Annotated in this window: 20 protein-coding genes and 1 pseudogene; 7 read left to right on the plus strand and 14 right to left on the minus strand. The window is 51.1% G+C overall.

The genetic code is table 11. The features are described from left to right. Positions 1 to 4 precede the first annotated feature (4 nt). Complete coding sequence (locus tag P1P86_10310; GenBank protein ID MDF1575568.1) at positions 5 to 2,494, minus strand: TonB-dependent receptor; 2,490 nt, start codon at positions 2,492 to 2,494, stop codon at positions 5 to 7. Between the two features lie 88 nt (positions 2,495 to 2,582). On the opposite strand from P1P86_10310, the gene P1P86_10315 reads away from it, so the two are divergent. Beyond that, positions 2,583 to 2,723: a hypothetical protein gene (locus P1P86_10315; GenBank protein ID MDF1575569.1), complete on the plus strand. Its 141-nt coding sequence runs from the start codon at positions 2,583 to 2,585 to the stop codon at positions 2,721 to 2,723. Here the strand turns inward: P1P86_10315 and P1P86_10320 are convergent. The 3 genes from P1P86_10320 to P1P86_10330 form a co-directional block, all read right to left on the minus strand. Next, the gene (locus P1P86_10320) at positions 2,720 to 2,935 is read right to left on the minus strand and encodes a hypothetical protein (protein ID MDF1575570.1); all 216 of its coding nucleotides are present in this window, start codon (positions 2,933 to 2,935) and stop codon (positions 2,720 to 2,722) included. The genes P1P86_10315 and P1P86_10320 overlap by 4 nt on opposite strands. Positions 2,936 to 3,074: 139 nt before the next feature. Continuing rightward, positions 3,075 to 4,271 carry a DUF2961 domain-containing protein gene (locus tag P1P86_10325; protein ID MDF1575571.1) on the minus strand — a complete coding sequence of 399 codons (1,197 nt, stop codon included), beginning with the start codon at positions 4,269 to 4,271 and terminating at the stop codon, positions 3,075 to 3,077. After that, positions 4,268 to 5,536, minus strand: a complete 1,269-nt coding sequence (locus P1P86_10330; GenBank protein MDF1575572.1) for a paraquat-inducible protein A — start codon at positions 5,534 to 5,536, stop codon at positions 4,268 to 4,270. The genes P1P86_10325 and P1P86_10330 overlap by 4 nt, the downstream gene beginning before the upstream one ends. Positions 5,537 to 5,625: 89 nt before the next feature. On the opposite strand from P1P86_10330, the gene P1P86_10335 reads away from it, so the two are divergent. Then, a complete protein-coding gene (locus P1P86_10335) occupies positions 5,626 to 7,227 on the plus strand; it encodes a M28 family peptidase (protein ID MDF1575573.1) in 1,602 nt (533 codons plus the stop codon). Between the two features lie 123 nt (positions 7,228 to 7,350). On the opposite strand, the gene P1P86_10340 is transcribed toward P1P86_10335, so the two are convergent. Together P1P86_10340 and P1P86_10345 are read right to left on the minus strand one after the other, a co-directional pair. Then, the gene (locus P1P86_10340; protein ID MDF1575574.1) at positions 7,351 to 7,863 is read right to left on the minus strand and encodes a VOC family protein; all 513 of its coding nucleotides are present in this window, start codon (positions 7,861 to 7,863) and stop codon (positions 7,351 to 7,353) included. 28 nt (positions 7,864 to 7,891) lie between these two features. Continuing rightward, positions 7,892 to 8,329 carry a Dabb family protein gene (locus P1P86_10345; protein ID MDF1575575.1) on the minus strand — a complete coding sequence of 146 codons (438 nt, stop codon included), beginning with the start codon at positions 8,327 to 8,329 and terminating at the stop codon, positions 7,892 to 7,894. Positions 8,330 to 8,585: 256 nt separating this feature from the next. Here P1P86_10345 and P1P86_10350 point away from each other — a divergent pair, with 256 nt between their 5' ends. Beyond that, entirely contained in the window at positions 8,586 to 9,617 is a 1,032-nt protein-coding gene (locus P1P86_10350) for a galactitol-1-phosphate 5-dehydrogenase (protein MDF1575576.1), read from the plus strand. Positions 9,618 to 9,621: 4 nt separating this feature from the next. After that, positions 9,622 to 10,743, plus strand: a complete 1,122-nt coding sequence (locus tag P1P86_10355) for a Gfo/Idh/MocA family oxidoreductase (protein MDF1575577.1) — start codon at positions 9,622 to 9,624, stop codon at positions 10,741 to 10,743. Between the two features lie 23 nt (positions 10,744 to 10,766). Here the strand turns inward: P1P86_10355 and P1P86_10360 are convergent, their stop codons facing one another. Continuing rightward, on the minus strand, positions 10,767 to 11,168 hold the full coding sequence (locus P1P86_10360; GenBank protein ID MDF1575578.1) for a response regulator: 402 nt from the start codon (positions 11,166 to 11,168) through the stop codon (positions 10,767 to 10,769). Positions 11,169 to 11,261: 93 nt separating this feature from the next. Continuing rightward, a pseudogene (locus P1P86_10365) lies at positions 11,262 to 13,876 on the minus strand (PAS domain S-box protein). A 378-nt stretch (positions 13,877 to 14,254) separates the two neighbouring features. On the opposite strand from P1P86_10365, the gene P1P86_10370 reads away from it, so the two are divergent. Both P1P86_10370 and P1P86_10375 read left to right on the plus strand, forming a co-directional pair. After that, a complete protein-coding gene (locus tag P1P86_10370; protein MDF1575579.1) occupies positions 14,255 to 16,588 on the plus strand; it encodes a glycoside hydrolase N-terminal domain-containing protein in 2,334 nt (777 codons plus the stop codon). 75 nt (positions 16,589 to 16,663) lie between these two features. Then, positions 16,664 to 17,797: an ATP-dependent 6-phosphofructokinase gene (locus P1P86_10375; GenBank protein MDF1575580.1), complete on the plus strand. Its 1,134-nt coding sequence runs from the start codon at positions 16,664 to 16,666 to the stop codon at positions 17,795 to 17,797. Here the strand turns inward: P1P86_10375 and P1P86_10380 are convergent. The 4 genes from P1P86_10380 to P1P86_10395 all read right to left on the minus strand — a co-directional run bounded on the left by P1P86_10380 (position 17,794) and on the right by P1P86_10395 (position 23,233). Beyond that, entirely contained in the window at positions 17,794 to 19,284 is a 1,491-nt protein-coding gene (locus P1P86_10380) for a sulfatase (GenBank protein ID MDF1575581.1), read from the minus strand. The two genes, P1P86_10375 and P1P86_10380, sit on opposite strands and share 4 nt — an antisense overlap. A 25-nt stretch (positions 19,285 to 19,309) precedes the next feature. After that, positions 19,310 to 19,948: a hypothetical protein gene (locus P1P86_10385; GenBank protein MDF1575582.1), complete on the minus strand. Its 639-nt coding sequence runs from the start codon at positions 19,946 to 19,948 to the stop codon at positions 19,310 to 19,312. 124 nt (positions 19,949 to 20,072) lie between these two features. Next, positions 20,073 to 21,692: a LytTR family transcriptional regulator DNA-binding domain-containing protein gene (locus P1P86_10390; protein ID MDF1575583.1), complete on the minus strand. Its 1,620-nt coding sequence runs from the start codon at positions 21,690 to 21,692 to the stop codon at positions 20,073 to 20,075. Between the two features lie 143 nt (positions 21,693 to 21,835). Then, the gene (locus tag P1P86_10395) at positions 21,836 to 23,233 is read right to left on the minus strand and encodes a Gfo/Idh/MocA family oxidoreductase (GenBank protein MDF1575584.1); all 1,398 of its coding nucleotides are present in this window, start codon (positions 23,231 to 23,233) and stop codon (positions 21,836 to 21,838) included. 60 nt (positions 23,234 to 23,293) lie between these two features. Here P1P86_10395 and P1P86_10400 point away from each other — a divergent pair, with 60 nt between their 5' ends. Further along, the gene (locus tag P1P86_10400) at positions 23,294 to 25,108 is read left to right on the plus strand and encodes a glycoside hydrolase family 9 protein (protein ID MDF1575585.1); all 1,815 of its coding nucleotides are present in this window, start codon (positions 23,294 to 23,296) and stop codon (positions 25,106 to 25,108) included. A gap of 21 nt (positions 25,109 to 25,129) precedes the next feature. On the opposite strand, the gene P1P86_10405 is transcribed toward P1P86_10400, so the two are convergent. Both P1P86_10405 and crcB read right to left on the minus strand, forming a co-directional pair. After that, positions 25,130 to 25,480: a DUF190 domain-containing protein gene (locus P1P86_10405; protein ID MDF1575586.1), complete on the minus strand. Its 351-nt coding sequence runs from the start codon at positions 25,478 to 25,480 to the stop codon at positions 25,130 to 25,132. Positions 25,481 to 25,483: 3 nt separating this feature from the next. Next, a complete protein-coding gene (gene crcB / locus P1P86_10410) occupies positions 25,484 to 25,864 on the minus strand; it encodes a fluoride efflux transporter CrcB (protein ID MDF1575587.1) in 381 nt (126 codons plus the stop codon). Between the last annotated feature and the right edge of the window lie 14 nt (positions 25,865 to 25,878).

Raw genomic sequence — 25,878 nt, forward strand, 5'->3', positions numbered from 1 at the left:
GCCATTACCAATTCTGTCTGCCCGGACGATTTCCGCGATGCTGCTTTCGCCTTTCAGAACGTGTCGACTTGCCCCGGCCTGGTACGCTGCCCTGCTTCGAATTGACTGAAGGTATTCCGTCCCGGCTTTGCAGCTTGCCAAAACGGATGCCTATAAATACTGTCTGGGGGCTTATGGGTCCATATAAATAAGCAGGGTCCCGGTTGATTCCCTTGTCAAAATCATCCTGGTAGGAATTAAACACATTCTTGATGCCTCCTGAAAATTCGACGGAGGCCCCGTTCAGTTCTGCAGTGTATGCGAGTTTCAGTCCCAGGTCGAAGAAGGGATCAGAAGTACGCAGTTCTCCTTCCGGGTTTTCTGTTCCGAAATAGGGAACCAGCATTTTACCGGTGTAAGTTCCTGTACCAGACAGGCAAATACGTCTGGCAAAGTCCCAATCCAGGGCCAGGAATCCATAGGAGTCGGGTGACCGGAAAAAGTGGGTCTCTTCGAATTCCTGAGCTTTTTCAAATTCACGGTTCTGCAGGGTGAAACCTGAGCTTAGGTCAAAATCTCCCGACGGCCTGAGTTTGAACTCCATGTTGATGCCGTTTACCCAGGCGCGGCCTTCGGCGTTTACCCGGGTGTAAATGACCGTGCCACCTTCATCGGGTGACCCGTATTCATTGGCAAAGGCATCCTCCAGTCGGGTATAAAAGGCTTCCACCAGCAGTCCCGTACTGGTGCGGCCAAATTGTCTGTTGTAATCCAGGGAGGCCATTATGGAATGACTTGTTTCCTGCCTCAGGTCCAGGGCATTCTCATGAACGACCTGGCGGGATCCGGAGGTCTCTATATGAAGATCCTCGTCGAAAATCTGGGGGGCCCGGTAACCCTGTGAATAGCTCAGCCTGCCCTGAAGAGACTCCAGTAACCTGTACATCAGGCTGATCCGTGGACTGAACACAGTGCCCTTGCTTGATCCCTTATCTTCGTTTACCAGGTCTTTGATCGCGTAGTGATCAAAGCGGGCCCCCAGAGCAGCTTTGAATTTGTTCAGTTTCAGATCGTACTGGACGAACACCCCGGTGGTAAGGGAGGACTGATCGGCAATGACGGTATTTTGCGTATGGGGGATGGACTCCTTGTTATCCCCTGAGATAACAGCCCTGTCCCAATCGGGATAGCCCAGCTTTTTGTCCAACAGGAATCCGCTTGTGTTTTCAATGCCACTGACCAGGCTTGAATTTCCGACAACTGCCTTGTACTGCACACCCAGATTATAGGTCTTATCCCTGGAGTTTCCATAACCGTTCAGGGATTGCTCCGCTCCGTAGTATGAATCCCTGTCCAGGAATTGCCCGGAGGTATAAAAGGAGAGCAGGTCATAGTCGCGCAGATAACGTTCATAGGTGATTCCCGCCACCTTCATTCGGTGTTCCACGGCTTCGGCGATGTCCCGTTCGTGCTCCGGGTAGTCCTGCATATTACCTCCGTCGCGCTCTTCATTTATGGCGAAGAAATCCAGGGTCAGTTTGTCACGGTTTCCGAAGCGGTGGAAAGCCCGGGCCCCGAAGGTCAGATTTTCGAGAGGAGCCAGTTCGGAGAAACTATCCTTGTTGGCATCGAATATCTCCCGCTTCCGGGAAAACCCATAGAGAGATAAGCCTGATTTACGATCGTCTGATACCACGGAAGTGTTGAAAGTGATGGAATAGTCTGCCGAATTACCCCCTGAACCTTCCACACCCACTCCCGTTTGCGCGTAGGAAGCTCCTGCCTGGTAACTGTTGTGTACCGGGTCCCTGAGAATGATTTTGATGGTTCCTGCAATGGCATTGCTGCCAAAGAGGGCCGAACCTCCTCCACGGACCACCTCTATTTTTTTCACCATGTTCGAAGGGATCAGTTCCAGCCCGTAGACCCCTGCCAGTCCGCTGAAGATGGGACGGCTGTTGATAAGGATTTGGGAGTAGGCCCCTTCCATACCGTTCATCCTTACCTGGGAGAATCCACAGTTCTGGCAGTTGTTCTCCAGACGAAGTCCGGGTGAAAAGTTAAACCCCTCGCCCAGGGTCTGGCTCTGTGTGCTGCGGAAGATCTGTGATCCGATGGTATTCACGATGACCGGGGCTTCGGTTCGCTTCTGTTCGCTGCGGTCGGCTGAGACCACCACCTCTTCCAGATTCATAATATCTTCTTCCAGTTCGAACTTCAGTTCGGCAGTCGTTTGTTTTTTTAGATGGACCGGCATTTCCCGGGGCTTATAACCAATGACACTGACCGCGATGGTCTGTTCGCCAACAGGAAGATTGAAAAGATGGAAGTGACTGGTTTCATCCGTTACGGTCCCGATGGTGGTACCCTTCACTGCCACATTGGCAAAGGGTATATGGCGACCCTGACTTACTACATGACCAAGCAGGTTTGCGTCACCTGGCTTTTTTTGTGCCTGCATGAATTGAAAGAGGCTTAACAGAAACAGAATGGAGATGATATGTGCTTTAAACATTGTTTTTTGTGTGTAATTGTAATGAGGATCTGCGTGCCAGCCGGCACACTATACTTCCTTAACATGGGCCTTAGGCCCTGATACAGGAATGAAAACGAATTACACACTTGCCGGAGGGGCTCTTCCCGGAGAAACCGGAACCAGAGAGGGCAGCAGGCTGTTTAAGGCCCGGAAACGGAAGGCAATGGATCGGGGACAGGCTTTCAGCACAAATATGGCACATGCCTAGATGGTGATAATATCAAGCTGGTCCAGCAGAAATAATTCCAGGCTGGAATGCTGGTGATCTTTTGCTTTATGATCATCCGCAGTTTTTGAAAAAGGGTGTGCGTGACTGACCAGAGAACCGTTTGGCATCAAATGGATATGGATGTAAAGCGCCCTGTTCACTATTACAAAGCTCATGATCAAGACCATGAGACTGGCTGTCAACTGCTTCATAACCAAAACGGTTCTCCCTTTCATCGTATGCAAAATAACAGAAGTTTGAGCGTTTACCATATACCTGAAACATGGTATTTTTCCGCCCTGAACAATCTAACTTATTCTAACCATGAAGGAGCTTTGCTTCTCCGGAATCTTATTGAGGAATAGTTTCATTGCCCCAGGGCTTGCTCTCCTCTCCCATATTCTTTCGCCACTCGTGCCGCCACCGGTGGATATCTATCATATTGATCACCGGCATGAGTTTGCGTGCCTCCTTGTCCGGTATGGGTTTCAGCTTCACCGGTGCATCCTGGTACCAGTAAGCTACGGATGCCATTTCCAGGGTAAGCACATTGTTGTGTCCGTGTTCAATACTAAAAAGCAGGGACCTGTCAAAGTAAATGGGATCTTCAATATGAAAACGGAAGCAGTGGGTCCGGCCCATCCACATCAGCTGATCAGGGACGCGGGCATAGCCAAAGTAGGGATGCTTGTAGAGTTCATTGGGGCACCAGGAAGAGTTGAAATAATCCTCAGTGCCGGTTCCGTGAAGCACGGGTTTCTCCGATCCATCAATATAGAACATGTCGTCCCCTTCTCCATACCAGACCGGGGTAGGGCAGTTGACAAAATAGTTTACTCCCACGTAGTGTCCCTTGCCTCTTGTCTCCAGGATCTTGTAATTCCCCTTCCCCAGAGGATTTTCCCCGGTTTCTGCCGGAAGGATGCCCCATTCATTCTCCCCTTCGGGAGCGGCTTTTGTCACTTCCTGATTATACCAGGCGTGAAAATAGGCCAGGTTTTCGGCGGGCTTCTCCTGCTCGATATAGTCCAGGTAAAAGTAGAAGGCCCCGATCTTAATATCTGCCTGGTTCTCTATTTCGATCCGGGCTCCTCTGGCAAAGGGCATTTTAAAGTAGGAAACCAGGGCATTTCCTTTGACAGGCGAGGCAGCCAGTGGAAGAGAGGCCCATGGGTAGGTCTCATCCCAGCCCTGCCCGAAAAAGGGTCCGATGGGCGATTCCACCGAGGGGTATTCCTTTCCGTCCCAGTAGATCCTGAGGATGATATCCGAACGGTTCAGCCCGGGGGCCTCCGGACTGATGGTGATCCAGATATGGTTGATGCATCCTGCTCCTTTTATATCAGCAATCACCCTCTTTTCACCGGGTTCGATGTTCTCAAAGCGATCGTTGTTTCCTCCCGAGCGATCGAAGCTGCTGACTCTTTTACTTTTTACGCCCTGCTTGATGGTGGTGATGTTTTCCAGGGCGGATTGTGCCCCGATACTACTGATGGTGAAGGGCAGAAGTAAAAGCAGCGCCAGGAGAAAGGTGTTTTTCAGTTTCATGATTTTCGTGTTATTGTTTCAGAAAGTACCAGGCTGGAGACACAGAAGAGCAGGAAGAGATAGAACCCTCCCAGCAATTGGGTTCCGTTGGTGGTAAAGATTTCAACCGGTTCGGAAAGCTCTGTAAGCTGGTCGAGCTGACTACCGATAATCCCGTTGAATCCGATATAGGCCATAAAAATGGCTACCACCATTACATCGGCCATGGACCATTTCCCTGATTTGATGACGAAGAATTGAATTAGTATGTTCTCCCTCAGCTTGTTAATTCGGTACGAGTAGAGCAGGGAACTGATCAGTTTTAAGGAGGGAAAAATGATACTGAAGGTGAATACCAGCACACCCACAAAGATCATGGGCAAGGTTCCCTCTTCGATCAGGATACGGACCACATCGGTAATACTTTTACTCTGGAAAAAGATGATGTTGTTCAGGAAGGTGATCTTTTCTCCCATCAGCTGTAACATCAGATGATCTATCCTGGCTTCCAGGTCGATCATGGGAGTGGTGATCCCTCCCAGCAGCAGGCAGAAGGAGGCGGCGATCAGCAGGGTGGCCTGCACCTGGTTGAGTTTTCGTTTTGTGAGCAGATTGACCATAAAGGCAAGGGTAACCAGGAGCAAAATCAGGATCACACGCAGCTTGATGTCCCTGTTTTTTAATTGGATTTCTTCCTGTATGATTACCTTGCATAGATCCTTGTCGATACAGTCGTAGCGTTCCATTATAACCTGTAGCGGGGCCATTTCATCCAGATTATAGGTAGAGGAGGCAAATTCATTTAGTTTGTCGGAGAGGAACTGCTGGATGAAGGCCTTGTTTTCCGGCCTATTCAGTTCGTTTACGATCTGGCTGGCATAGGAAGGAACACTGTCGCGCAGGGGATCCAGGTTAATGGTAAATCCGGAAAACCAGCTTTTTATGCCTGAGAGCCTGCCCGATGTTCTGGTCTTCATCATCTGCTCCACATCATCAATCAGCTGATAGAGGATGTTTTCGAGGTTCTGAAGCACCTTATCCCGGCTTTCGGGGGTGAGCTGGAATTCAAGTATTTTAATACTCAGAATGGTAGATAGCTGACTGCTCCATTCATCCACATTCAGAAGCCCGTACCGGATATGGTTGATCTCCGCCAGGTCGGTTTTTAACTGTTGATTCTGCCTGGCCAGGGATATATACTCGATGTTCAGCACCATGGCAGCAACAAGGGCTACGGTGCTGATCGCGATTTTCAGATGGGCCCTTCCGGGTCTATGCTCAGTCATCGGATTTTCCCATTGAAGCAGCATAAGTTACTAAAAAGATTTTATCTCTTATATTTGATGCTTCTTATAATTCCTAAAACCCCGTACAAATGACATTTCATACTTTTTTCCTGCTCCTGTCAGGCTTTGCTTTAAGCCTGAACCTGCATGCACAAAGGGATCCTGTGATGGAGAAGATCGTGGAGATTGGTCAGAGCGATAACCGGACCATGGAGCACCTGGATATCCTCTGTAACCGCTTTGGAGGAAGGCTTGTCGGTTCGGATGCTTATGAGAATGCGGCCATGTGGGCAGCCAGTAAGTTTGAAGAGTGGGGCCTGGAGGTGGTGATGGATGAGATAGGTGAGCTGCCGGTGGGTTTTAACCGCGGTCCCTGGTTTGGAAGGCTTATCGGGGAAAAAGGAATGAACCTGCACTTTGCAACGCCCTCCTATACCTCGGGAACCAGGGGGGTGCAGCGCGGTCATGTGCTTATTGAGCCCCGGACAGAGGCTGAGTTCAACAGGAAAAAGGGAGCTCTGAAAGGGGCCTGGGTGCTGGTAGGAGGTGAGAACCAGGGCTGGCCCATAGATATTTCGGCGGAGGCCGATACACTTCGCGACTCCATCAAACTGGTCAATGCAGAAACTGAAAAGATAAACAGCCAGATCAGGAGGGAGAACAGGAACAATCGCGGAACGGATAAACCACAAAAAGAGTTGTTGCCCCTGATGGATGAGCCGGCACTCTTTTACAGGGAGATGGTGGAGGCGGGAATCCTTGGGATTATACAGTCATCCAAAACTCCGATCCGGGCACTCTATGACCGGAAGAACCTGCATGATATGACTTTTGAAACACTGCCCGCCGTTCCCGACATCAAACTGGATGAGCACCAGTACCGGGAGATCTACCAGATGACAGAGGAGCGACGCTACTTCCAGCTGGAGTTCGATATCCGGAACCATTTTAAAATGGGCCCGGTAAAGTACCATAATGTGATCGGAGTCATTCCCGGAAGCGAATTTCCGGACGAGTATGTGATTGTGGGTGGGCACCTGGATGCTTTCGATGTGGCCACAGGGGGTGTGGACGACGGGTCGGGTGTAACTCCTTCCATGGAAGCTGCCCGCTTGATCATGGAGGCCGGGGGAAAACCCAGGCGGACCATCCTGGTGATTCTCTGGGCCGGGGAGGAGTTCGGATTGTATGGATCCACCAGCTGGGTGGAGCGCTTCGAGTCGGACCTGGGGAAGGTCTCCAATATGGTGAACCGCGACGGAGGGCCTACTGTGCCCGTGAGCCTGACTGTAGCTGCGTCACAGATGGACGATTTCAAAGAGATCGCTGAGGTGATCAACACCATCAACCCCGACTTTCCCCTGGAGTTAAAGGAGCGTACACCCGCTCCCAGGCCTGAAAAGCCCTGGGGAACTGACAGCGGGCCCTTTGCGGTCAAAGGGGTTCCAACCATCGGTTTTGATTGCGCTGATCCCAAGGGATATAACTTTGATTACGGAGAGATCTGGCACACGGAGCGGGACCTTTATAACAAGAGCATCCCCGAATACCAGGAGCAGGCTGCCACGGCCACGGCCGTACTGGTATATGGTCTGGCCATGCTGGACCATAAACTCTCCAGGGAGGGCTATTACGTGAAAAAGGCGGAAGAGCCTGTAAAACAGGCAAAAAAAGCCAGGAAACGAGAATAACCGGCTCCATACTGCCGCTACGTGGCAGTATCCCGTGTACCAAGTTCAATTCTCTCTGTTTTTGAAGGCTGCTTCAGTTTTTACCGTTCAGATTCGTTTGAAAATGGAAGGTTTTTTTATTCTTTAGTGTAGTGGTCCGATCAGCTCAATAAAGGTACCATCCGGATCCCGGACCAGCACAAAATGGTCCTGTTCATTGAGTTGGACGGGTGTCTCTCCCAAAAGCTTCACTTGATTCTTTTTAATTCTTTGCAGGAAGGGTTCCAGGCTGTTCACGTTGATGGTGACATACTGCACGCCGGTATCATCATGGATGTAGCCGGGGATGGGGTGGGAGCCCTCTCTTTTAAAACTCATCAGCTTCCACTGGTTGGCACCGGGACTATCCTGCAATTTCAAGACATCCACATGAAAGGCAATCCCATCGGTGAGTCCGGAGATCTTGCCAAAGTTTTCGTCCACATCAAATTCACTCACCCTGGTCATTCCGATTACGTTCAGATAGAAATCCAGGGATTTTTCGATGTCTTTGCAGACCACACCTACACCGATGAGGCCACTTGAAAATTCATTTTGTGCCATAGTTATGGAGCTTGTCATGATGGCAATTAACAGGAGGATAAATCGTTTTTTCATGAAGTAAAGATTTAAAATGGTAAGAGCGTTAAGTTCGGTTTACACTATCATATACCAGCACCTTTTTCCAAAGGGAGGATGCATTCTCAATGAACTTCAGATGGGCGGGATGCTCCTGGTATTGGTCGTGCTCCTTTTTGGAGTCAAAGGTGACCAGCAGATTTATGGAATAGCTGTTGTCGATCACATCACGATCTGTATTTGCCGGCGGGCCCACATGGACCTTTTTTATCTCATCCACCTGTTTAATGAAGAGAGTCAGCTCTTTCAGGAATTTCTCTTTTACTTCGGGGGTATCGTCTGTCAGCCAGAAGAATACCATATGGAAAAAGCCTCCTTCCAGCTCTTTCTGATCCCCCTTCGGGGCTTCTGAGGGGTTCAGCTGGCCTGCCCGGGCAGCAGACCCCATTGCCAGCATAGCGGTGATACCACTTAATTTTCTGATAAAAGTTCTTCGTGCTTTCATATCGGATTAGTTATTGTCAGGTTTATCAGATCAAGTTAAGCATAAAAGGGGTAATCACAAATCTGACTGAAGGAGAGGAAACTTGTGGGAATGACTAGGGCGGCAGTCTGGTTTTTGTATCTTGTCAGGATAAAAATCCGGTATACGTCCTGGATTTGTAGCCCTGGCAGGAGCTTCAGCAGATCGAAACAGGGAAAGGGGCCGATGCCATGGTCTGTATGATCTTGTAAGAGTTGGAATAAGCATAGATTAAGTCATGAAAGCACTGGTATTAGAAGCGTATAATAAACTGGTATATAAAGATTTTCCGGATCCTGTCATCGCTGATGACGAGGTTCTGGTCAAGGTAGAAGCCGCCGGAATCTGCGGATCGGATGTCCACGGGATGGACGGGAGCACGGGACGCAGGATCCCTCCTCTGGTGATGGGACATGAGGCTGCCGGGGTGATTGCCGGTGTGGGGAAAGCAGTGAAGGATTGGAAACCTGGTGAACGGGTGACCTTTGACTCCACCATTTACAGTCTCGACGACTGGTATACCCGCAAGGGGATGTACAATCTGAGTGATGGGCGGATGGTGCTGGGGGTAAGCCCGGAGGAGTACCGGCGGCACGGTGCCTTTGCCGAGTTTGTAAATGTACCCCGGCACATTCTCTACAGGATTCCTGAAGGTGTGTCTTTTACCCAGGCCTCCATGGTGGAACCGGTCGCGGTGGCTGCCCATGCTGTGGGGCTGAGTCCGCTGGAGTGGAACGATACCGCTGTGGTGGTTGGATGCGGAATGATAGGTCTTTTTGTGATCCAGGTTCTGAGGGCCAGGGGATGCGGCAGGATTATTGCGATTGATCTGGAGGAGGAGAAGCTTGTTCTGGCAAAGAAGCTCGGTGCCGATCTGGGTTTGAATCCAAACATAGACGATATCCGGCAGGAAGTAGAAAAATTCACCGAGGGACGGGGTGCTGATGTGGCATTCGAGGTGGTGGGAATCACCGAAACGGTAAAAATGGCTATTGAATCTGTTAGAAGAGGAGCCACGGTAAGCCTGGTAGGGAACCTTTCAAAAACAGCTGAGATCCCGCTGCAGGCAGTGGTAACGCAGCAGATCAGGCTGCAGGGAAGCTGTGCCATCTGCGGGGAGTATCCGGCAGTGCTGGAAATGATTGCCCGTGGCGAGGTGAAGGTGGAAGCCATCCTGAGTGCAGAGGCTCCTTTGTCGGAGGGGGCATCCTGGTTCCGGCGCCTCTATAATAAGGAGCCCGGACTGATTAAAGTTGTTCTGAAACCCTGAAACTATGAAAAAGCGGTTAAAAACAGCCCTGGCAGGGCTGGGCAAGGTAACAGAGATGCATGCCAGGGCCCTGGTAAACCTGAAGGAGTCGGAATTCACTGCTGTTTGCAGCAGGAGCAAGGAAAAGGCCCTTGCTTTTTCAGCCAGGTACGGGGTCAAAGCCTATACCGATGTGTCCGAAATGGTCGCAAAGGAGCAGATTGATGTGGTCATCATCTGCACCCCGCATCCCAATCATCGTGAACCCACCCTTGCAGCCATGGAAGCCGGGGCTCATGTATTGATCGAAAAGCCCCTGGCCTCTTCCCTGGAAGACTGTGATGCCATGATCGAAGCATCGAAAGCCTGCGGAAAACAAATCGGGGTGGTCTGTCAGCGCCGGTGGTACCCTCCGGCCATGCGGGTCAGGAAAGCCATCGATGCCGGGAAGATCGGGAAACCGGTATTTGGCACTGTTAATATGCTGGGCTGGCGGGATGAGTCCTATTATAAGAGCGATCCCTGGCGGGGTACCTGGAAAGGGGAAGGGGGCGGTGTTTTAGTGAACCAGGCTCCCCACCAGCTGGATATGCTTCAGTGGTTTATGGGAGAGATTGAGGAGTGTTACGGACTTTGGTCCAATCTGAACCATCCTTATATCGAGGTGGATGATACGGCCAGTGCCATCTTAAAATTCAGGAACGGAGCCGTAGCGAATATCATTGTATCCAACTCTCAAAAACCCGGCATTTTCGGGAAGGTCCATGTACATGGGGAAAATGGAGCTTCTGTGGGGGTACAAACCGATGGGGGAGCCATGTTTGTGGCAGGAGTCTCTTCCATTCTGGAGCCGCCGGTGAATGATCTCTGGACCGTTCCGGGAGAGGAGAAGATGCTTCAAAAGTGGGTCAGGGAGGACTCGCACTTTTTTAACAGCCTGCCGAATCAGATGGACTATTTTCATGAACGGAATATCGAAGATTTCCTTCGGGCAGTGCTGGAGGACAGGAAGCCCCTGATCACGGGTGAAGAGGGCCGGGTTACCGTTGAAATTTTTACCGCCATCTATCGTTCCACGCGTGACGGCCGCCCTGTGAAGTGGCCTCTGAAGCCCGAACAACTTGATGATTTTGACGGCCGGGACTGACCTTCCCCGGTTCCGGAAATCTGCTATTTAATAAGCAGGCTCAGTTTATCCAAAAGTTCATCAACGATAATGGGCTTGGTGATGTAATCATTGCAGCCTGCCTCCAGAGCCTTCTCCCGGTCCCCGGTCAGGGCATAGGCTGTTTGCGCAATAATGGGCACATAGGGATTGAATTCCCTGATCAGGCTGGTCGCCTCAAGGCCATTTATATCAGGCATCTTGATATCCATCAAAACCAGGTCAATATCCGGATGATCCCTGCAGGCTTTCACGGCCTCCCTTCCTGTGGTGACATGTAACAACTCCCTGGTCAGATCTTTGGTAAGGACCGAAAGGTGCAAAAAAGAGGAAATGTCATCTTCGGCGATCAGTATTTTCAGGCGGCCGGGCAACTCCACTCTCTGGCTCACAGCTTTGACTTCCATTCTGACTGGCTCCTTCAATTCCGAGCGAATATACGGAAGGGTAAAATAAAAGGTCGAACCGCGGCCGATGACTGATTCAAGCCATATTTTTCCACCCAGCATTTCCACCAGACTTTTTGCGATGGAAAGTCCCAGTCCGGATCCCTCGTAAGCATTCCGGTCCTCAATATCGGCCTGTTCGAAACGATTGAATACAGCTATTTGCGCTCTTTCGGGATTCCAATGCCGGTATCTTTAATATAGAACTGCAGCAACTTGTCAGCTTCTGCATGGTCCAGAGTATAGCCAAATTCCACGAAGCCTTCCCGGGTATATTTAATGGCATTTTTGATGAGATTTGTCAGAATGGAATGAAGTTTCTGTTCGTCGGTCCGGAGGATCAAAGCCCGGTCCGGAATGCCTTTTTTACAGCTAAGCTGAAGTCCTTTCTGGCTTGACTCCGGGAGGAAGAATTGATAGAGGGTATCCAGCAACTCATGAATGTTGGCATTGTCAATTTCTATTTTTACCTGTCCGGTCTCCAGTTTTGAAATATCTATCAGATCATTCACCGTGGCCAGCAGGCGTTCACCACTTTTATTAATAATATCGATATATTCCTGCATGCTTTCCTCTGAAAGAGAGGGCTTGGAAAGCAGGTTTGTAAAGCCGAGGATTCCGTTCATGGGGGTTCTGATCTCATGGCTCATATTGGCCAGGAAGGCCGATTTCAGCCGGTCACTCTCCTCCGCTTTGTCCCGGGCAAGCCTCAGCTCCCTGTCTTTCGAGATCAGATACAGTTCTGCCTGTTTGCGGTCAGTGATATCCATGGCGGTAAAAGTGACCCCTTTCTGCAGATCTTCCGCGTCCATGGGAGTGGAGCTTATCAGGATATCCCTGATGCTTCCGTCTTTGCATTTCCAGCGGGTTTCAATGCTTCCCGTACCCCGTTCAGCGATCTCCCCGTATTTTACGGAACCCACATAGTCGTAGTCACTATCTGACAGATAAAGCATCCTGGCCGATTGGTTCAGGAGTTCCTCTTCGGTGTAACCGCTCAGCTCGCAGACTTTTTCATTTACCGCCGTAAAATGCCGGTTGACCACCACCCCAATCCCAACGGGAGCAGCACGGAAAATACTCTTGAGGTATTGTTCCCGCTGATGAATCAGGAATTCCGCCTCCTTCAGGCTGGTCACATCCTGGATCACTCCGGTTACTATATTTTCTTCCGGGTTATACTCAGCTATGGAGTGCACATCAATAATATGACCGGTTTTCTTATTTTCTAACTTAAACTCAATATCGTATTTCTCCTTTCCCCTTATAAGATCCGACATCGCCTGGTTGAGCATTTCCCTGTATTCAGGCAACGGGATCTCCCGGATCACTTCAAAGCTTGTGATTTGACCGGGCAACCCATATATCTTGAAGGCCTCCTTTGAGCCAGTGACCTCATGGTTATGGAGGTTGAGGATCCAGCTGCCCAGTTTGGCGATGCTCTGTGCCTTCTTCAGGCCGGCTTCGCTTTCCCGGATTTTGGCTTCTGCTTCTTTTCTTGATGTAATATCTATTAGAGAGGCGATACTCTGCTCGGTACCGGGTATAAGGTCCACCAACAGGCTGATGTATTTGAGCCTGTTCTGGCGGTCCACCAGCCTGAATTCATATTCATTCGGGGCTTTGTCCGGCTCTCTTATGCGAATTTCATGCCAGCGTTTCATTTTTTCAATGTCATCCGGTAACACAAAATCAGACCATTTCATCCTGTTCTCTATCTCCCTGACCGTATATCCGACCAGCCTGGAGAATTTCGAATTGGCCAGAGAAATCAGGTTCTCTTTTTCAACGATAACAGTGGCTGTTCCTGTTTTTTCGAAGACAGTCCGGTAACTCTCCTCACTCTCTTTCACCTTTTCCTGCAGCGAGATCTGCTTGGTTACATCTCTGATAGCAGAGATCCGGGCCTTCTTATCCTTGAACATAACTTCCCTGGATTCGATCTCTGCGATGAAGTGGCTCCCATCTTTTTTCCTGGCGGTTACATGGTAGGGTTTTGCTCTTTTTTTCAGCATATTGGCCAATATTTTAGCTTTGTCGCTGGCCCCGGGGACATAGTCCAGTAAATTCTTACCGATGGCTTCATCGCGGGAATAAGCGTTCATTTCCAGAAAGGATTCGTTGGTCTCCAGAACAATGCCCCTGTTGTGCACCACAATGCCTTCAAAAGAGGATTCTGCAAAGAACTTGAATTTCTCTTCGCTTTCCCTCAACTCCCGCTGAATCCTCCTCTCCTGAGTAACATCCCTGACAAAGCCGACATAAGTCCTGGATTCTTTCCGGATGTGGGAAAATATAAGCAGGGTTTTCCCTTTGTATTCTATTTCAAACTGTTGGACCGCTTCGCCGGAGGTCATTTTTTTCAGTGCGGCGAGAACGGTTTTAAGGGAATCCAGGGCGACAAACTTGCGCGCAAGTGAAAAGCCGCTGCTGCCAAGGATCTCCTCCGGGCTTAATTCAGCGATGGAGCAGAAGGCTGGGTTCACCTCCAGCACCTTGAGTTTTTTGTCGGTGATAATTATGCCGTCCAGAGTACCTTCCATCAGGTCTCTCAGGTGGCAGAGCTTCTTTTGAATAGTGAGGATATAGCAGGATATGCCTTCGTTTTCGTATGGATTTACGGTGATATCGACCTCGAATGGGTGATCCTGGCGGGCTTTAAAAAGCACCCCTTCATGTTCCCCGGGTTTCAATGCTGAAAGCGGAATTACACTTGTTGCATCAACTCCGGAAAGTTCTCCGGTAGGGATGTTTAATATTTCAGCGGCAAAACGGTTTCCTTAGAGGATCTTATGCTTGTCCTTTTGAACAAGCAGCGCGGGAACAGGAATGTATTTGAGCGGAGATGGATTCATTTATAAACATAATAGTTTTCAAATGAAATAAACTGCTTTTAAACTTCTGCGATTTATTTCATTGTCAGCTTTTTCTGATAAAAAGTTGTACGAAGGCTTCATTCAAGGGATGGATGAGTGAGAATTCCATATGGAAATTAGCCAAAAGAGCCTTATATTGTCACCACACTCCTTCCCAAATCTGAATCGGCCATGGATAGATCTTTTCTAAAACGAATGCTATTGACCGGATTTTTAATGCCGGTGTTTTTTTCCTCCTGTTCGACAGAAGAGCCTGTACCTGCCGGACCAGAGGTTCTTTTATGGTATAATGAACCTGCAGCCGAATGGACCGAGGCACTTCCCATCGGGAACGGAAGGCTGGGGGCCATGGTTTTCGGGCGGACCGATGTGGAGCGTATTCAGTTGAATGAGGAGTCGCTCTGGTGCAGAAAGGCTTCTTACGAGGACAGCGACGGAACTGAGGCCATTCCTGCAGTCAGGGAGCTCCTGTTTGAGGGAAAGTACCGGGAAGCACAGGATCTGGCTGTAAAGGAACTTTTGCAGGAGCGGCTTCCCGATGGGAGCAATGCTTACCAGACCATGGGGGATCTGACCCTTACCTATGGAGATACTTCGGCCGTGTCGAATTACAAAAGAACCCTGCGTCTCGACAGTGCCCTGGTTAAAGTGGATTATACACGGGGTGGGTTTGATTACCAGCGTCGCGTATTTTCTTCGGCATTTGACAATGTGATTGTTTTCAGGGAGAAGGCTGTAAATGGAGGAAAAATTGATTGTACCATCACATTGTCCAGACCGGGCGAAGGGGAGGTGATTATGTACAAGGACGATATGATCATCATGAAACAGCATGTGGAGAATGGACAGGGTGTTCTGTTTGAAACCCGCTTAAAAGTGATCATGAAGGATGGTCATCTCCACTCAGACGGATTCGGACTGGAGGTGCACGGAACCAGCGATTTGGAAATCCGGATATTTGCTGCCACGGATTACAGGGGTGAGGCGACCTGGGAAGAGTGCGAGAGGTGTATGAACCATTCCATGAAATGCAACTACAACCGGGTCCTGAGAGAGCATGTAAGCGAATACCAGGGATTGTTTAACCGGGTCTCGCTGGACCTGGGTGCATCACCCTTCCGCGACCGGCCAACCAATGAGCGGCTGGTACTGGTTTCGGAAGGGAAGGATGATCCGGGACTGGCGGCGCTCTATTTCAATTATGGCCGTTACCTGCTGATCAGCAGTTCCCGTCCGGGGAATCTGCCGGCCAACCTTCAGGGGCTCTGGAACGAGCACCTGCAGCCTCCCTGGAATTCAGACTACCATATCAATATCAACCTGCAAATGAACTACTGGCCTGCCGAGATCACCAATCTGCCGGAGTGCCACCGGCCCTTCCTGGAGTTTATCGGAGAACTCAGGGAGAGTGGCAGGGAGACAGCCAGTAAAACGTATAATTGCAGAGGTTTCGTAGCCCATCATACCACCGATGTGTGGCACCAGACCGAGCTTTTTGGATCGCCCAACTGGGGCATGTGGCCCATGGGAGCCGCCTGGTCGAGCACCCATATCTGGGAGCATTTCCTGTTTACCGGCGACACCACCTATCTGGAAGAATATGGCTATGAAGTCATGCGGGAAGCGGCCCTCTTTATATCCGATTTCCTGGTGGAGCACCCCGGAACCGGAAAGTTGGTCACCGGTCCCTCCATTTCGCCTGAGAACCGGTTTACCACACCGGCCGGAGATACAGCCGCCATCAACATGGGTCCGGCCATGGACCTCCAGATTGTCTGGCACCTCTTTAACTCTGTTATAGAAGCCGGCAAAGTGCTCCACAGGGATGAGGAATTCAGAATGCTCCTGAGCTCGCAACTGGAGCAGCTGGCACCCGTGGAGATTGGTCAGGACGGAAGGATTCTGGAGTGGTCCGGGGAGGGGCTTAGCGAGCTTGAGCCGGGACACAGACATATATCACATCTGTATGGGCTCTATCCATCGCCTCAGTATAACTGGGCCGAAACCCCGGATTATATGAAGGCTGCGGAGAAGGTGCTTGATTATCGACTGGATCACGGAGGGGGCCATACCGGCTGGAGCAGGGCCTGGATAATCAATTTTTATGCCCGCCTGAAGGATGCAAAACAGGCCCATTATCATATACAGAAACTATTTGAAAAGTCCACACTTCCCAATCTGTTTGATAATCATCCTCCCTTTCAGATTGACGGGAATTTCGGGGGGACTGCCGGGATAGCCGAGATGTTGCTTCAGTCCCATGCAGGATATGTGGAACTGCTGCCTGCTCTTCCCAAAGCCTGGGAGAACGGAAAAGTAACAGGTTTAATGGCTCGTGGAGGTTTCCAGGTTGATATGGAATGGAAGGATGGAGAGCTTATCAAGCTGGGAATCTTATCTAAACTGGGCCAGACCCTGGAGTTACGCCTGGGCTCCGGCGAGGCATCTCTGGCTACCACACCGGGCCAGTTCATCACCCTGGAGGAGGTTCTTCCGGTACTCTAGTCCGCTGCCAGGGTTTTATCTGCCTGGCAGCGGATCATTGATTTTCATAACTTGCAGCATATAAACTCTTTTATGATGAGCAAACAGGTACGTTCAGGACATATCGGGATCCTGACTTCCGGAGGAGATACCCCGGGATTAAATGCAGCGATCCGGGGAATCGGAAAGAAGGCATCACAAGTGTATTCCATGCAGGTGATCGGATTCAGGGATGGATTCCGGGGACTGATGGAAAACCGTTCTGTTCGAATGGATAATAGTATGCTTTCGGGAATCCTGACCCTGGGGGGCACCATCCTGGGAACCAGCAGGGATAAGCCACACAAGATGCCCATGGGAGGAAAACTGGTGGATATGACCGATGTGATTGTGGAGAACTACCACAAGAATCACCTGGATGCTTTGGTTTGTCTGGGAGGTGGAGGTACCCAGAAGAATGCATACAGGCTTTCAAAAAACGGTTGTAATATTATTCACCTTCCCAAAACAATTGACAACGATATCGTAGGCACCGATGTGACTTTTGGCTTTGATACGGCCCTCGGAATCGCTGTGGATGCCATCGACCGCCTGCACAGCACGGCCTCCAGCCATCACCGGATCATCATCGTTGAGATCATGGGCCACCGGGTGGGATGGCTTGCCCTGGGCGCCGGAATGGCCGGTGGAGCGGATGCCATTCTGATTCCCGAAATTCCCTATACCATTGAAAAGCTTGCCAACAGCATCCTGGAACGGGTGAGCCGGGGTAAGCGATTCAGCATTGTTGCCGTTGCAGAAGGGGCCATTACCGTGGAAGGATCCAGTAAGATCCGGGCCATGGAGAAAAAGCTGGATGCTGTGGAGGGGGAGGAGCGGGCCAGATTAAAGGCCCGTTTGTCAGCCCTGGATAAAGAGTACCGGGGGTCCACCATGCAACTGGCCCAGGAACTGGAAACAATCACCGGTCTGGAAACCCGGGTAACCATACTGGGACACCTGCAACGGGGAGGCACTCCTTCGGCGCTGGACCGGATACTGGCCACACGTCTTGGAACGGCTGCCATTGATTATATCCGGGAGGAGCAGTTCGGGATTATGGTGGGAGTGGACAGAGAGGGTACGAAAGCCGTTCCCCTGGAGGATGTGGCCGGGAAAATCAACTATGTTCCCCCGGATCATTCCTGGGTGGTCACCGCCAGGAATCTGGCAACCAGTTTTGGAGATTAAGGTTCCGGTTTATAGGAAGGGTGCCTGGGGCCCTGGCCGAGGTAGGGGACCTGGTCAAATTCCTCCCCGCCGCCTGTGGCCCTGGGATCGCCCGTGGCCTTTAGCTGTTCCAAAAGCAATCCGGAAAGTTTCTCCCTGATTTCCAGGTAAGCAGGATTATCGGCCACGTTCACCAGCTGTTCCGGATCTTTGCGGCAATCATAGAGCTCCTCGGAAGGCCGCTTGCCAAAGGCCAGGTCATAGAGTTCCTGATGCTGCTGATCCTTCTCCCGGTATTCCACCATGTAGCTTTTGGTGGGTCCATTGTCGCAATCTCCCAGCCAGCAGTAGGGAATTGCAGCCTCCAGGTAATTGGGGGTTCCCGAGGGCCAGCGCTCCTCCCTGAAATTCCGGATATAGAGATAGTCGTGGGTACGGATGGCCCGGACCGGATAGCCCCCCAGATCTTCTTCCTGTCCCGGTACATGACGCTCTTTCCCGTGCAGCACATAGCTCCGGTTCTCCCGGTCCACAAAACCGTCTTCCTCCCCGGCAAGCAAAGCGGCGAAACTCTGTCCGGTCATCACCGCCGGAATATCAACTCCGGCCAGTTCCAGGAAGGTAGGGCCCAGGTCTGTGGTGCTGATAAAATCATCCAGCACCCGTCCCGGCTTTTTGATCTTTGATCCCCAGCGAACTGCAAAGGGGATCCGGGCCCCTGAATCATAATTATTGGATTTGCAGCGGGGGAAGGGCATGCCATGATCGCCGGTCATCACAATAATGGTATTCTCCAGTTCCCCGTACTCCTCCAGAATCTTCAAAGCGTTGGCCACCAGGGTATCAAAGCGCTGAACTTCGTAGTAATAGTCGGCCACATCGCTTCGGACCACTTCATGGTCGGGAAGGCACTCAAACAGGCGGATCTTTTCCAGCTCCATACCGCTCTGAACCCCTGTACCCTGGTCGTAGGGGCGGTGAGGATCGGATGTTCCCAGGAAAAAGCAGAAGGGCTGGTCCCCGGTGCGTTCAGCCATAAAGGCAGCAAAGCCGCTTTCTGTATAGTCGTGGCCTGCCGGGTGGCGCTCCCAGTTGCTGATATCCCCGGGCCCCCAGCTTTTCCGGAATCGTCCGGTCTTGTACCCGGCATCCTCCAGCAGCAGGGGATACACCGGAGTGGAGGGATCCAGGGTGCTCCACAGATTTGCTCCGGGGCCCAGTCTCCAGTGGTATTGTCCTGTAAGGATGGCATTCCTCGACGGGGTGCAGGAAGGAGAGGAAATATAGGCATGATTAAAGAGCACACCTTCCCGGGCTATCCGGTCGAATACCGGGGTCTGTACCACCGGGTCGCCATAGATACCCGCATGAGGCCATCCCCAGTCATCGGCGATTGCAAAGAGTATGTTAGGTTTCTGAGTCTGTTCCTGTTTGCATCCGGCTGCAAGCAGTGCCATTACTACCAGGACCGGCAGTGCACCTTTTCTGAATAATGGAGCTATTTTCATAGCCTGAAAATAGTCAATCTTTCGATTACTTCATTCTCTCCAGTTCGGTCTGAACCAGATCTTTTCCCCAATCGGGCCAGAAAGGATCTTCATTCCGGAAGGTCCCGAACTTATTCATGGCCTCCTGGAAGGCGGGTTTGGCTGCTTCCGGACCGCCACCCAGGAACTCAGGCATGTTCATGGTCATCATTCCATCCATATACCACGCTCTGGGGTTCCCTGGATTAAGGTTTTTTGATTTTTCGATGGCATCCAGGGCATCCTGGTAATAAGCAGGTCCCATTGTTTCAGGATCAGTGCTCATTAAACCTATGTAATACAAGGCATTAAGCACCTGAACTTCGGATTCATCCGGAACCAGTTCCAGGGCCATATCCAGAGATTTTTTAGCCCGTTCCAGCAGGGCTTCCTTTTTTTTCATATCTGTTTCCACAAAGCTGTTCACCGTAAGAATCCGTCCGGCGTGATAAGCAGGAAGCCATTGGTCAGGATAGGTGCCCGAGATTTCTTCGAATATGCCGGCAAGTTCCAGTTCATTGGCAGCGTCCAAAGCTGAATGCATCGTTTCAACAGCCGGTTTCATGGCTTTTATATACTTCCTGGATTGGGACATCAAAGGGAGTACCAGCAGGAGAAGACCAACAAACAAAAGAGGTTTTTTCATGACATAGCGGTTTTTAAATGTTCACTGTAAAAATATACGGCAGGGTGCAGTGAAAAAAGAAATTTTCGGCAGCTTATCGTATTTGGTGGATGAATCGGGATAATGCACCGGTGAATTGTTCCGGCTACCTGTCAAGCCATTCTTTGAAACTGGCCATCCGGTCTCTGCTGATAAAGATATCTTCGTCCTCTGCATGCATCAGCCTCACCTTAAGCTTGCTGGAAGAAAGGGTGGTCAGGTCGGTAATGGCACGGTGCGAGACCAGGAACTTGCGATTGATCCGGTGAAAGAGGCGGGGATCAAGAACCTCTTCCAGTCCCCCGAGTGTGTAATCAATTACATAATTCCGCTTATCGGAAGTGTGCAGAAAGGTGCCCTTCTGCAGGCTGAAGAAATACAGGATATCTTCGACCTCGATGGATCTGATGTGCTCGCCTGCCCGGACCATAAAGCGCGTTTTACAGGGCCTGCTGATCATCTCACGGATCGAGTGAAGCAGGTCTCCCCCGATGGAAGGTGCCTTAAGTTCACGGTTAAAGTAGCGCCTGTATTTATCCAGGGCAGCCTGCAGATCCTCCACCCTAACGGGCTTCAGGAGATAATCCACGCTGTTCACCTTGAAGGCTTTGATCGCGTATTCCTGGAAGGCCGTGATAAATATGACCGGAACATCGATCTTCACTGCATCGAAAATATCAAAGGAGAGTCCGTCGGCCAGCTGATCGGTATAGCTGGTATTGGTATAGAGGTTCAGATTGTCCATCTGTACATCGTCCAGGGTACCGGCTTCAAAGTTGTCATAATTCATTCGCATCGTCATGGAGTTAAAGGAGCCAAACGATTTTAGCAATCCCTTTTCCCCCACCTGTTGTCTGAACATCAGCATCCCGTCTCCAAGGACCGGGTCTTTGGTCCAGTCCATGTTGGTTTTGAATACTTTGTTGGTGAGAAAGTTGTTGGCATACAGGCCGGTCACAGCCAGCGAGCTCTTCTCCCAGCGTTTGGCCCAGGAGGCGTTGGCTCCCACGCTCATCAGGGCTGCGCTCGCCTTATCTTCAATCTCCAGTCCGTTAGTGCTCAGGTCCACTATGGATGAGAGGGCGTGACCGTACTCGGCCGAGTAGCCCCCAGTGCTGAAGAGGGTTTCAGAGAAGAGCAGGGGCGAGAAGCGCCCCCGGGTGGGTACATGGGGCATGCTTGAGAAATAGGGCGACTGGACCACCATCCCGTCCATATAGGTCCTGGTCTCATAGCTTTCTCCTCCGCGTACAAAGAGCATCCCCTCTTCGCCCACCTTCTGCGATCCGGGCATGGTGGCATAGGCCCCGTAGATATCACCCACCGCGCTGGCTGTGCTGGCTATGTCATAGGAGCTGAGGGTGGCCGACTTTTTCTCATCGCTGACACTGAAAATACCTGCAGTGATGACCACCTCGTTCAATTCGCTGACGGCCTCTTCTAATACGATGTGAAGGGGCGATCCAAGAGTATCCAGGTCCAGTTCCACCAATTGTTTTTCGAAGCCGATAAAACTGGCGATAAGTATTTGTCTGCCCGACAGGGTGGTTTTTAGTGTAAAGGATCCGGTGGTATCTGAAGTGCTTCCATCGTAGCTTCCCTCCAGGTACACATTGGCAAATGAAACCGGACTGCCATTCCGGTCGGTAATGTTTCCGTTGATTTGCTGCTGGGCACTGGCGCTGATGGCCAGAAGGATCAGTATCAGGGTATAAATTGGTCTCATGCGTCCATAATTTTTGATTATGTAAAATTATGAGCTGCATGAGGCGGAAAAAAAAGTATATCTCCGAGTCAGCAGAAACTGGGGATAAGTGGTCCTATGTCCGGATAAACGGGAACTTTGGGATTAAAATCTTTTCCCGGGGTTCAGTGATAGCGTAGCTCGCTGACTTTGTTCCACGCGCCCCTGGTGAAGTCGGGGATTTTCACTGGCATTCCCTGGTTGGCGATGGACCTCTCGGACAATTCGATGATAGACGACCATTCAGCGGCATCGTAAACGTCCTGATCCAGCGGCAATCCGTTTCTGAGGCAGTGGATCAGCCGGTAGTCCATGGTGAAATCCATGCCGCCGTGTCCGCCCACTCGTCTGGCCAGTTCTCCCACCTCTTTGGTAATGGGATGCTCGTACCCGGCAAGCAATTCTTCCATCTGCTCCTGATCCAAAAAGCTGTGTGCTTCGGGATCCAGGGCAATTCCCTGCACGGGCCATTTCTGAACAAAGCCCCTGGTGCCGCTGAGCAGGTGGATCCTGCTGTATGGGCGCGGACTGGTCACATCGTGCTGGATCATGATGCTTTTACCTTTTGCCGTTTTTATGAGGGTGGTATTCATATCGCCCCTTTGGTAATTTCTCTTTGCGTATCCCGAATCTTCCCCGAATTTTGTTTTGGCAAATTCGGTCATGCCAAACTGGTCGCTGGCTACCGAGACCAGGTATTCCATTTTATCTCCCCGGTGAATATTCAGAATATGACAGATCGGACCGAAGCCATGGGTGGGGTAGAGGTTGGCGTTCCGCTTCTCATTATGACGAAGCCGCCACATATCCCAGTAACCATCCTCCTCGTTGAACATGGAGGATCTCAGATCGTGAATATAGGCTCCCTCGGCATGCACTATTTCGCCCAGCAGGCCCTGCCTGACCATGTTCAGGGTGGCCAGCTCGAAGAAATCGTAGTTGCAGTTCTCCAGCTGCATGCAGTGACGCCTGGTCTTTTCCGCGGTGTTTACCAGCTGCCAGCACTCTTCGATGGAAATGGCTGCCGGAACCTCGGTGGCCACATGTTTCCCCTGTTCCATGGCGTATACCGCGATGGGGGTATGCAGGTCCCAGTGCGTGCATACATACACCAGGTCCACATCTTCCCTTTCACAGACTTTCTTCCAGTCCTCTGTACCGGAATAGGTATCAGCGTCCGGGAATCCCTTCTCTTGCAGGATATCCTGTGCCCGGTTTAGGTTTTCCGGTTCCAGATCACAAAGTGCCACAATCTTCACGCCCTCCAGGAAGGTGAAACGGCGAACCGCCCCGGTGCCCCGGGAGCCCACTCCAATAAAAGCCACCCGGACCGTATCCATGGGGTCGCAGCGCAGTTCAATCACATCCGATTGTCCCTCCGGCCGGGGAGGTTCCGGAAATAGTTCCCGGGCTTTAAATGAAATTTCATCCTTCGGTGTATGGGTCCTGGTACATGCTCCCAGGCCAATGATCAGGGTCAGAGCCGGCAGCAGAAACAGAGTCGTTTTCAGGCTTTTTTTCATATCCGTGAGCTTTTAGGTGAGTGGAAAAGTATTTGTCCAGCATGCAATTTAGCATGAAAAATGCATAACTTTAGAGCTGTGCTGTCTGTTTTTATACAAATATGGCTGCTTCTGTTTCCCTGGCTGTCCATGGAAGGGGCAAGGGATCCGGGGAATGAAATATATATCCGGATCAACCAGGTGGGATACCTGGCCGGGGAGCATAAATCGGCCATCCTGTTTTCCGCTGGCCCTGTGCGGGAGAATTTTTCCCTGATTCAGGCGAAAACCGGCAGGGAAGTACTTATTTTGAAACCTGAAAGAAGTCTGACAGAAACCTGGGGGGCATTTGATTACTATTACACCTGCGATTTCAGCCGGGTGACGGAACCCGGGGTCTACCTGCTGGAAGGGAAACGCTCGGGAACCCGCAGCCCGGTTTTCCGGATCTCCGATCACAGCTATGATCATTTGCAGGAGGATCTGCTGGCATTTATGCGCCAGCAGCGCTGCGGATACAATCCCACCCTGGATATGGTCTGTCACCAGCACGACGGCCGGTCCTTCTATGGTCCCATGCCCGACTCCAGCTATCTGGATGTGAGCGGGGGATGGCATGATGCAGGAGATATGCTCAAGTATCTGATTACAGGATCTTATGCCACGGCCCATATGCTGCTGAGTTACGACTTGTATCCCGACAAGTTTGAGGACCGCTTTAATGCCCTGGGGCAGCCCGGGGGCAACGGGATCCCCGACCTGCTGGATGAAGCCAGATGGGGATTGGACTGGATTTTCAAGCTGCACCCGGCTCCGGACCAGCTGGTGCACCAGCTGGCCGATGACCGGGATCACGTGGGATGGAAGATGCCCGATAAGGACCGCTCCGATTACGGATGGGGACCTGATAGTTACCGTGCTGCATATTTTGCTACCGGAGAACCGCAGGGACTGAATCGATATCAGAGTGAGGCCACGGGGGTTTCCAATCTGGCGGGTCGCTGCGCTGCAGCGATGGCCCTGGCAGCAAGAATCTGGGAGGAAGACCTGGAGGATCCCGTTTTTGCACAAAGATGCCTGGAGGCTGCAAAATCACTTTATAGCCTTGGAAGGAAGAAGGAGGGATTTCAGCAGGGGAACTCCTATGGGGCGCCTTACCGCTATGGAGAGCAAAGCTGGGCGGATGATATGGAATGGGGTGCTGCCGAGCTCTACAAGACCACCGGAGAAGGAGAATACCTGGAAGATGCACGAAAGTATGCCCGGATGGCAGGGACAGTTTCATGGATGCCCCTGGACACAGCGGAGCATTACCGCTATTACCCCTTTATCAATATGGGACATTTTGCCCTTTTTTATCTGGTGGAAGACTCCTTCAGGGATACTCTTTCCGGATACTACCGGCAGGGGATTGAAAGCTGCCTCCGCAGAGGATCGAAAAATCCATACGGGATCGGGATTCCCTTTATATGGTGTTCCAACAACCTGCTTACCAGTCTGATCACTCAAGTGATCCTGTATGAACGAATGACCGGTGATAAGCGATATGATTCTTTTCTGCTGGAACAGCGCGACTGGCTCTTCGGAAGAAATCCCTGGGGTACCTCCATGTTTACCGGGATTCCGGCGGACGGGGAGTATCCCCTGGATATACATACCAGCATTTGGGCCTTAAGGGGTCTGGAAGTACCCGGGGGACTGGTCGACGGACCGGTGTACGGAAGCATATTCCGCTCTTTAATCGGGCTGCAGCTGAATGATCCGGATGAATTCGCTGTGTTGCAGAACCCTTATGTGGTTTATCACGATGATATGGGCGACTACTCGACCAATGAACCCACCATGGATGGCACCGCCGGTTCCATTCTGATGATGGCCCATTTTGCGGGTCAGTAGCAATTCCCGGGAGATCGGGTGTTAGCTGCCTTTTTTTTGCAAGAGGACCTCGGTGGGCTCCAGGGTGACCAGGCAACCCTTGGGCATCTTCTTCAGCTCCTCTTCAATTTCGGCATAGAAGGCTTTCAGTTTAATGGTCTCATCGACCAGTTCGATGACCACCGGCAGTTTTTCGGTAAGCTCCCAGAAGCGGGAAGAGTGAATCTTGCTGCTGGCACCATAGCCCATGATTCCGCGAAAAACCGTGGCTCCGTTGATCCCTTTTTCTTTTGCTTTCTCAACCAGGTACTGATAGAGTAATTTGGATCCGATCTTATCCGTGGTACTGGCTTTGATCTTCAGCCTGCTGTATCTGGAATCTTTTTTTGCCATGTTTTATCCCATTAACTTGGTGGAAATATATCCCAGGTATACGGCAGCGAATCCCAGGAAGATGCTTAATCCCGTGTAGAGCAGCATGGGAAGGATCTGACCGTTTTTCAACAGGACCAGATTCTCTCCCGTGAAGGAGGAAAAGGTCGTGAAGCCTCCGCAAAGGCCAACCATCAGGAACATCCTCCACTCGACGGTCAGGATGGGACTTTTCTCGGAGATGCCGATCAGGAACCCGATCAGGAAACTCCCCGCTACATTTACGGTAAGTGTCCCAAGGGGAATAGAAAGCCAATCGATGCGGGTGTTTAGACGGGAAACCAGGTAGCGTGCCACGCTTCCGATAAATCCTCCGGTCCCGATCAGTAAGAGCTGCTTCAACATGGTCTGTTTACGGT

It is taken from the genome of Bacteroidales bacterium (assembly GCA_029210725.1).
Taxonomy (GTDB): Bacteria; Bacteroidota; Bacteroidia; order Bacteroidales.

Bases quoted from the DNA above. Each gene is read 5' to 3' on its own strand.
- P1P86_10310 (MDF1575568.1), bottom strand. From the start codon at position 2,494: ATGTTTAAAGCACATATCATCTCCATTCTGTTTCTGTTAAGCCTCTTT.
- P1P86_10315 (MDF1575569.1), top strand. From the start codon at position 2,583: ATGAAAACGAATTACACACTTGCCGGAGGGGCTCTTCCCGGAGAAACC.
- P1P86_10320 (MDF1575570.1), bottom strand. From the start codon at position 2,935: ATGAAGCAGTTGACAGCCAGTCTCATGGTCTTGATCATGAGCTTTGTA.
- P1P86_10325 (MDF1575571.1), bottom strand. From the start codon at position 4,271: ATGAAACTGAAAAACACCTTTCTCCTGGCGCTGCTTTTACTTCTGCCC.
- P1P86_10330 (MDF1575572.1), bottom strand. From the start codon at position 5,536: ATGACTGAGCATAGACCCGGAAGGGCCCATCTGAAAATCGCGATCAGC.
- P1P86_10335 (MDF1575573.1), top strand. From the start codon at position 5,626: ATGACATTTCATACTTTTTTCCTGCTCCTGTCAGGCTTTGCTTTAAGC.
- P1P86_10340 (MDF1575574.1), bottom strand. From the start codon at position 7,863: ATGAAAAAACGATTTATCCTCCTGTTAATTGCCATCATGACAAGCTCC.
- P1P86_10345 (MDF1575575.1), bottom strand. From the start codon at position 8,329: ATGAAAGCACGAAGAACTTTTATCAGAAAATTAAGTGGTATCACCGCT.
- P1P86_10350 (MDF1575576.1), top strand. From the start codon at position 8,586: ATGAAAGCACTGGTATTAGAAGCGTATAATAAACTGGTATATAAAGAT.
- P1P86_10355 (MDF1575577.1), top strand. From the start codon at position 9,622: ATGAAAAAGCGGTTAAAAACAGCCCTGGCAGGGCTGGGCAAGGTAACA.
- P1P86_10360 (MDF1575578.1), bottom strand. From the start codon at position 11,168: ATGGAAGTCAAAGCTGTGAGCCAGAGAGTGGAGTTGCCCGGCCGCCTG.
- P1P86_10370 (MDF1575579.1), top strand. From the start codon at position 14,255: ATGGATAGATCTTTTCTAAAACGAATGCTATTGACCGGATTTTTAATG.
- P1P86_10375 (MDF1575580.1), top strand. From the start codon at position 16,664: ATGAGCAAACAGGTACGTTCAGGACATATCGGGATCCTGACTTCCGGA.
- P1P86_10380 (MDF1575581.1), bottom strand. From the start codon at position 19,284: ATGAAAATAGCTCCATTATTCAGAAAAGGTGCACTGCCGGTCCTGGTA.
- P1P86_10385 (MDF1575582.1), bottom strand. From the start codon at position 19,948: ATGAAAAAACCTCTTTTGTTTGTTGGTCTTCTCCTGCTGGTACTCCCT.
- P1P86_10390 (MDF1575583.1), bottom strand. From the start codon at position 21,692: ATGAGACCAATTTATACCCTGATACTGATCCTTCTGGCCATCAGCGCC.
- P1P86_10395 (MDF1575584.1), bottom strand. From the start codon at position 23,233: ATGAAAAAAAGCCTGAAAACGACTCTGTTTCTGCTGCCGGCTCTGACC.
- P1P86_10400 (MDF1575585.1), top strand. From the start codon at position 23,294: ATGCATAACTTTAGAGCTGTGCTGTCTGTTTTTATACAAATATGGCTG.
- P1P86_10405 (MDF1575586.1), bottom strand. From the start codon at position 25,480: ATGGCAAAAAAAGATTCCAGATACAGCAGGCTGAAGATCAAAGCCAGT.
- crcB (MDF1575587.1), bottom strand. From the start codon at position 25,864: ATGTTGAAGCAGCTCTTACTGATCGGGACCGGAGGATTTATCGGAAGC.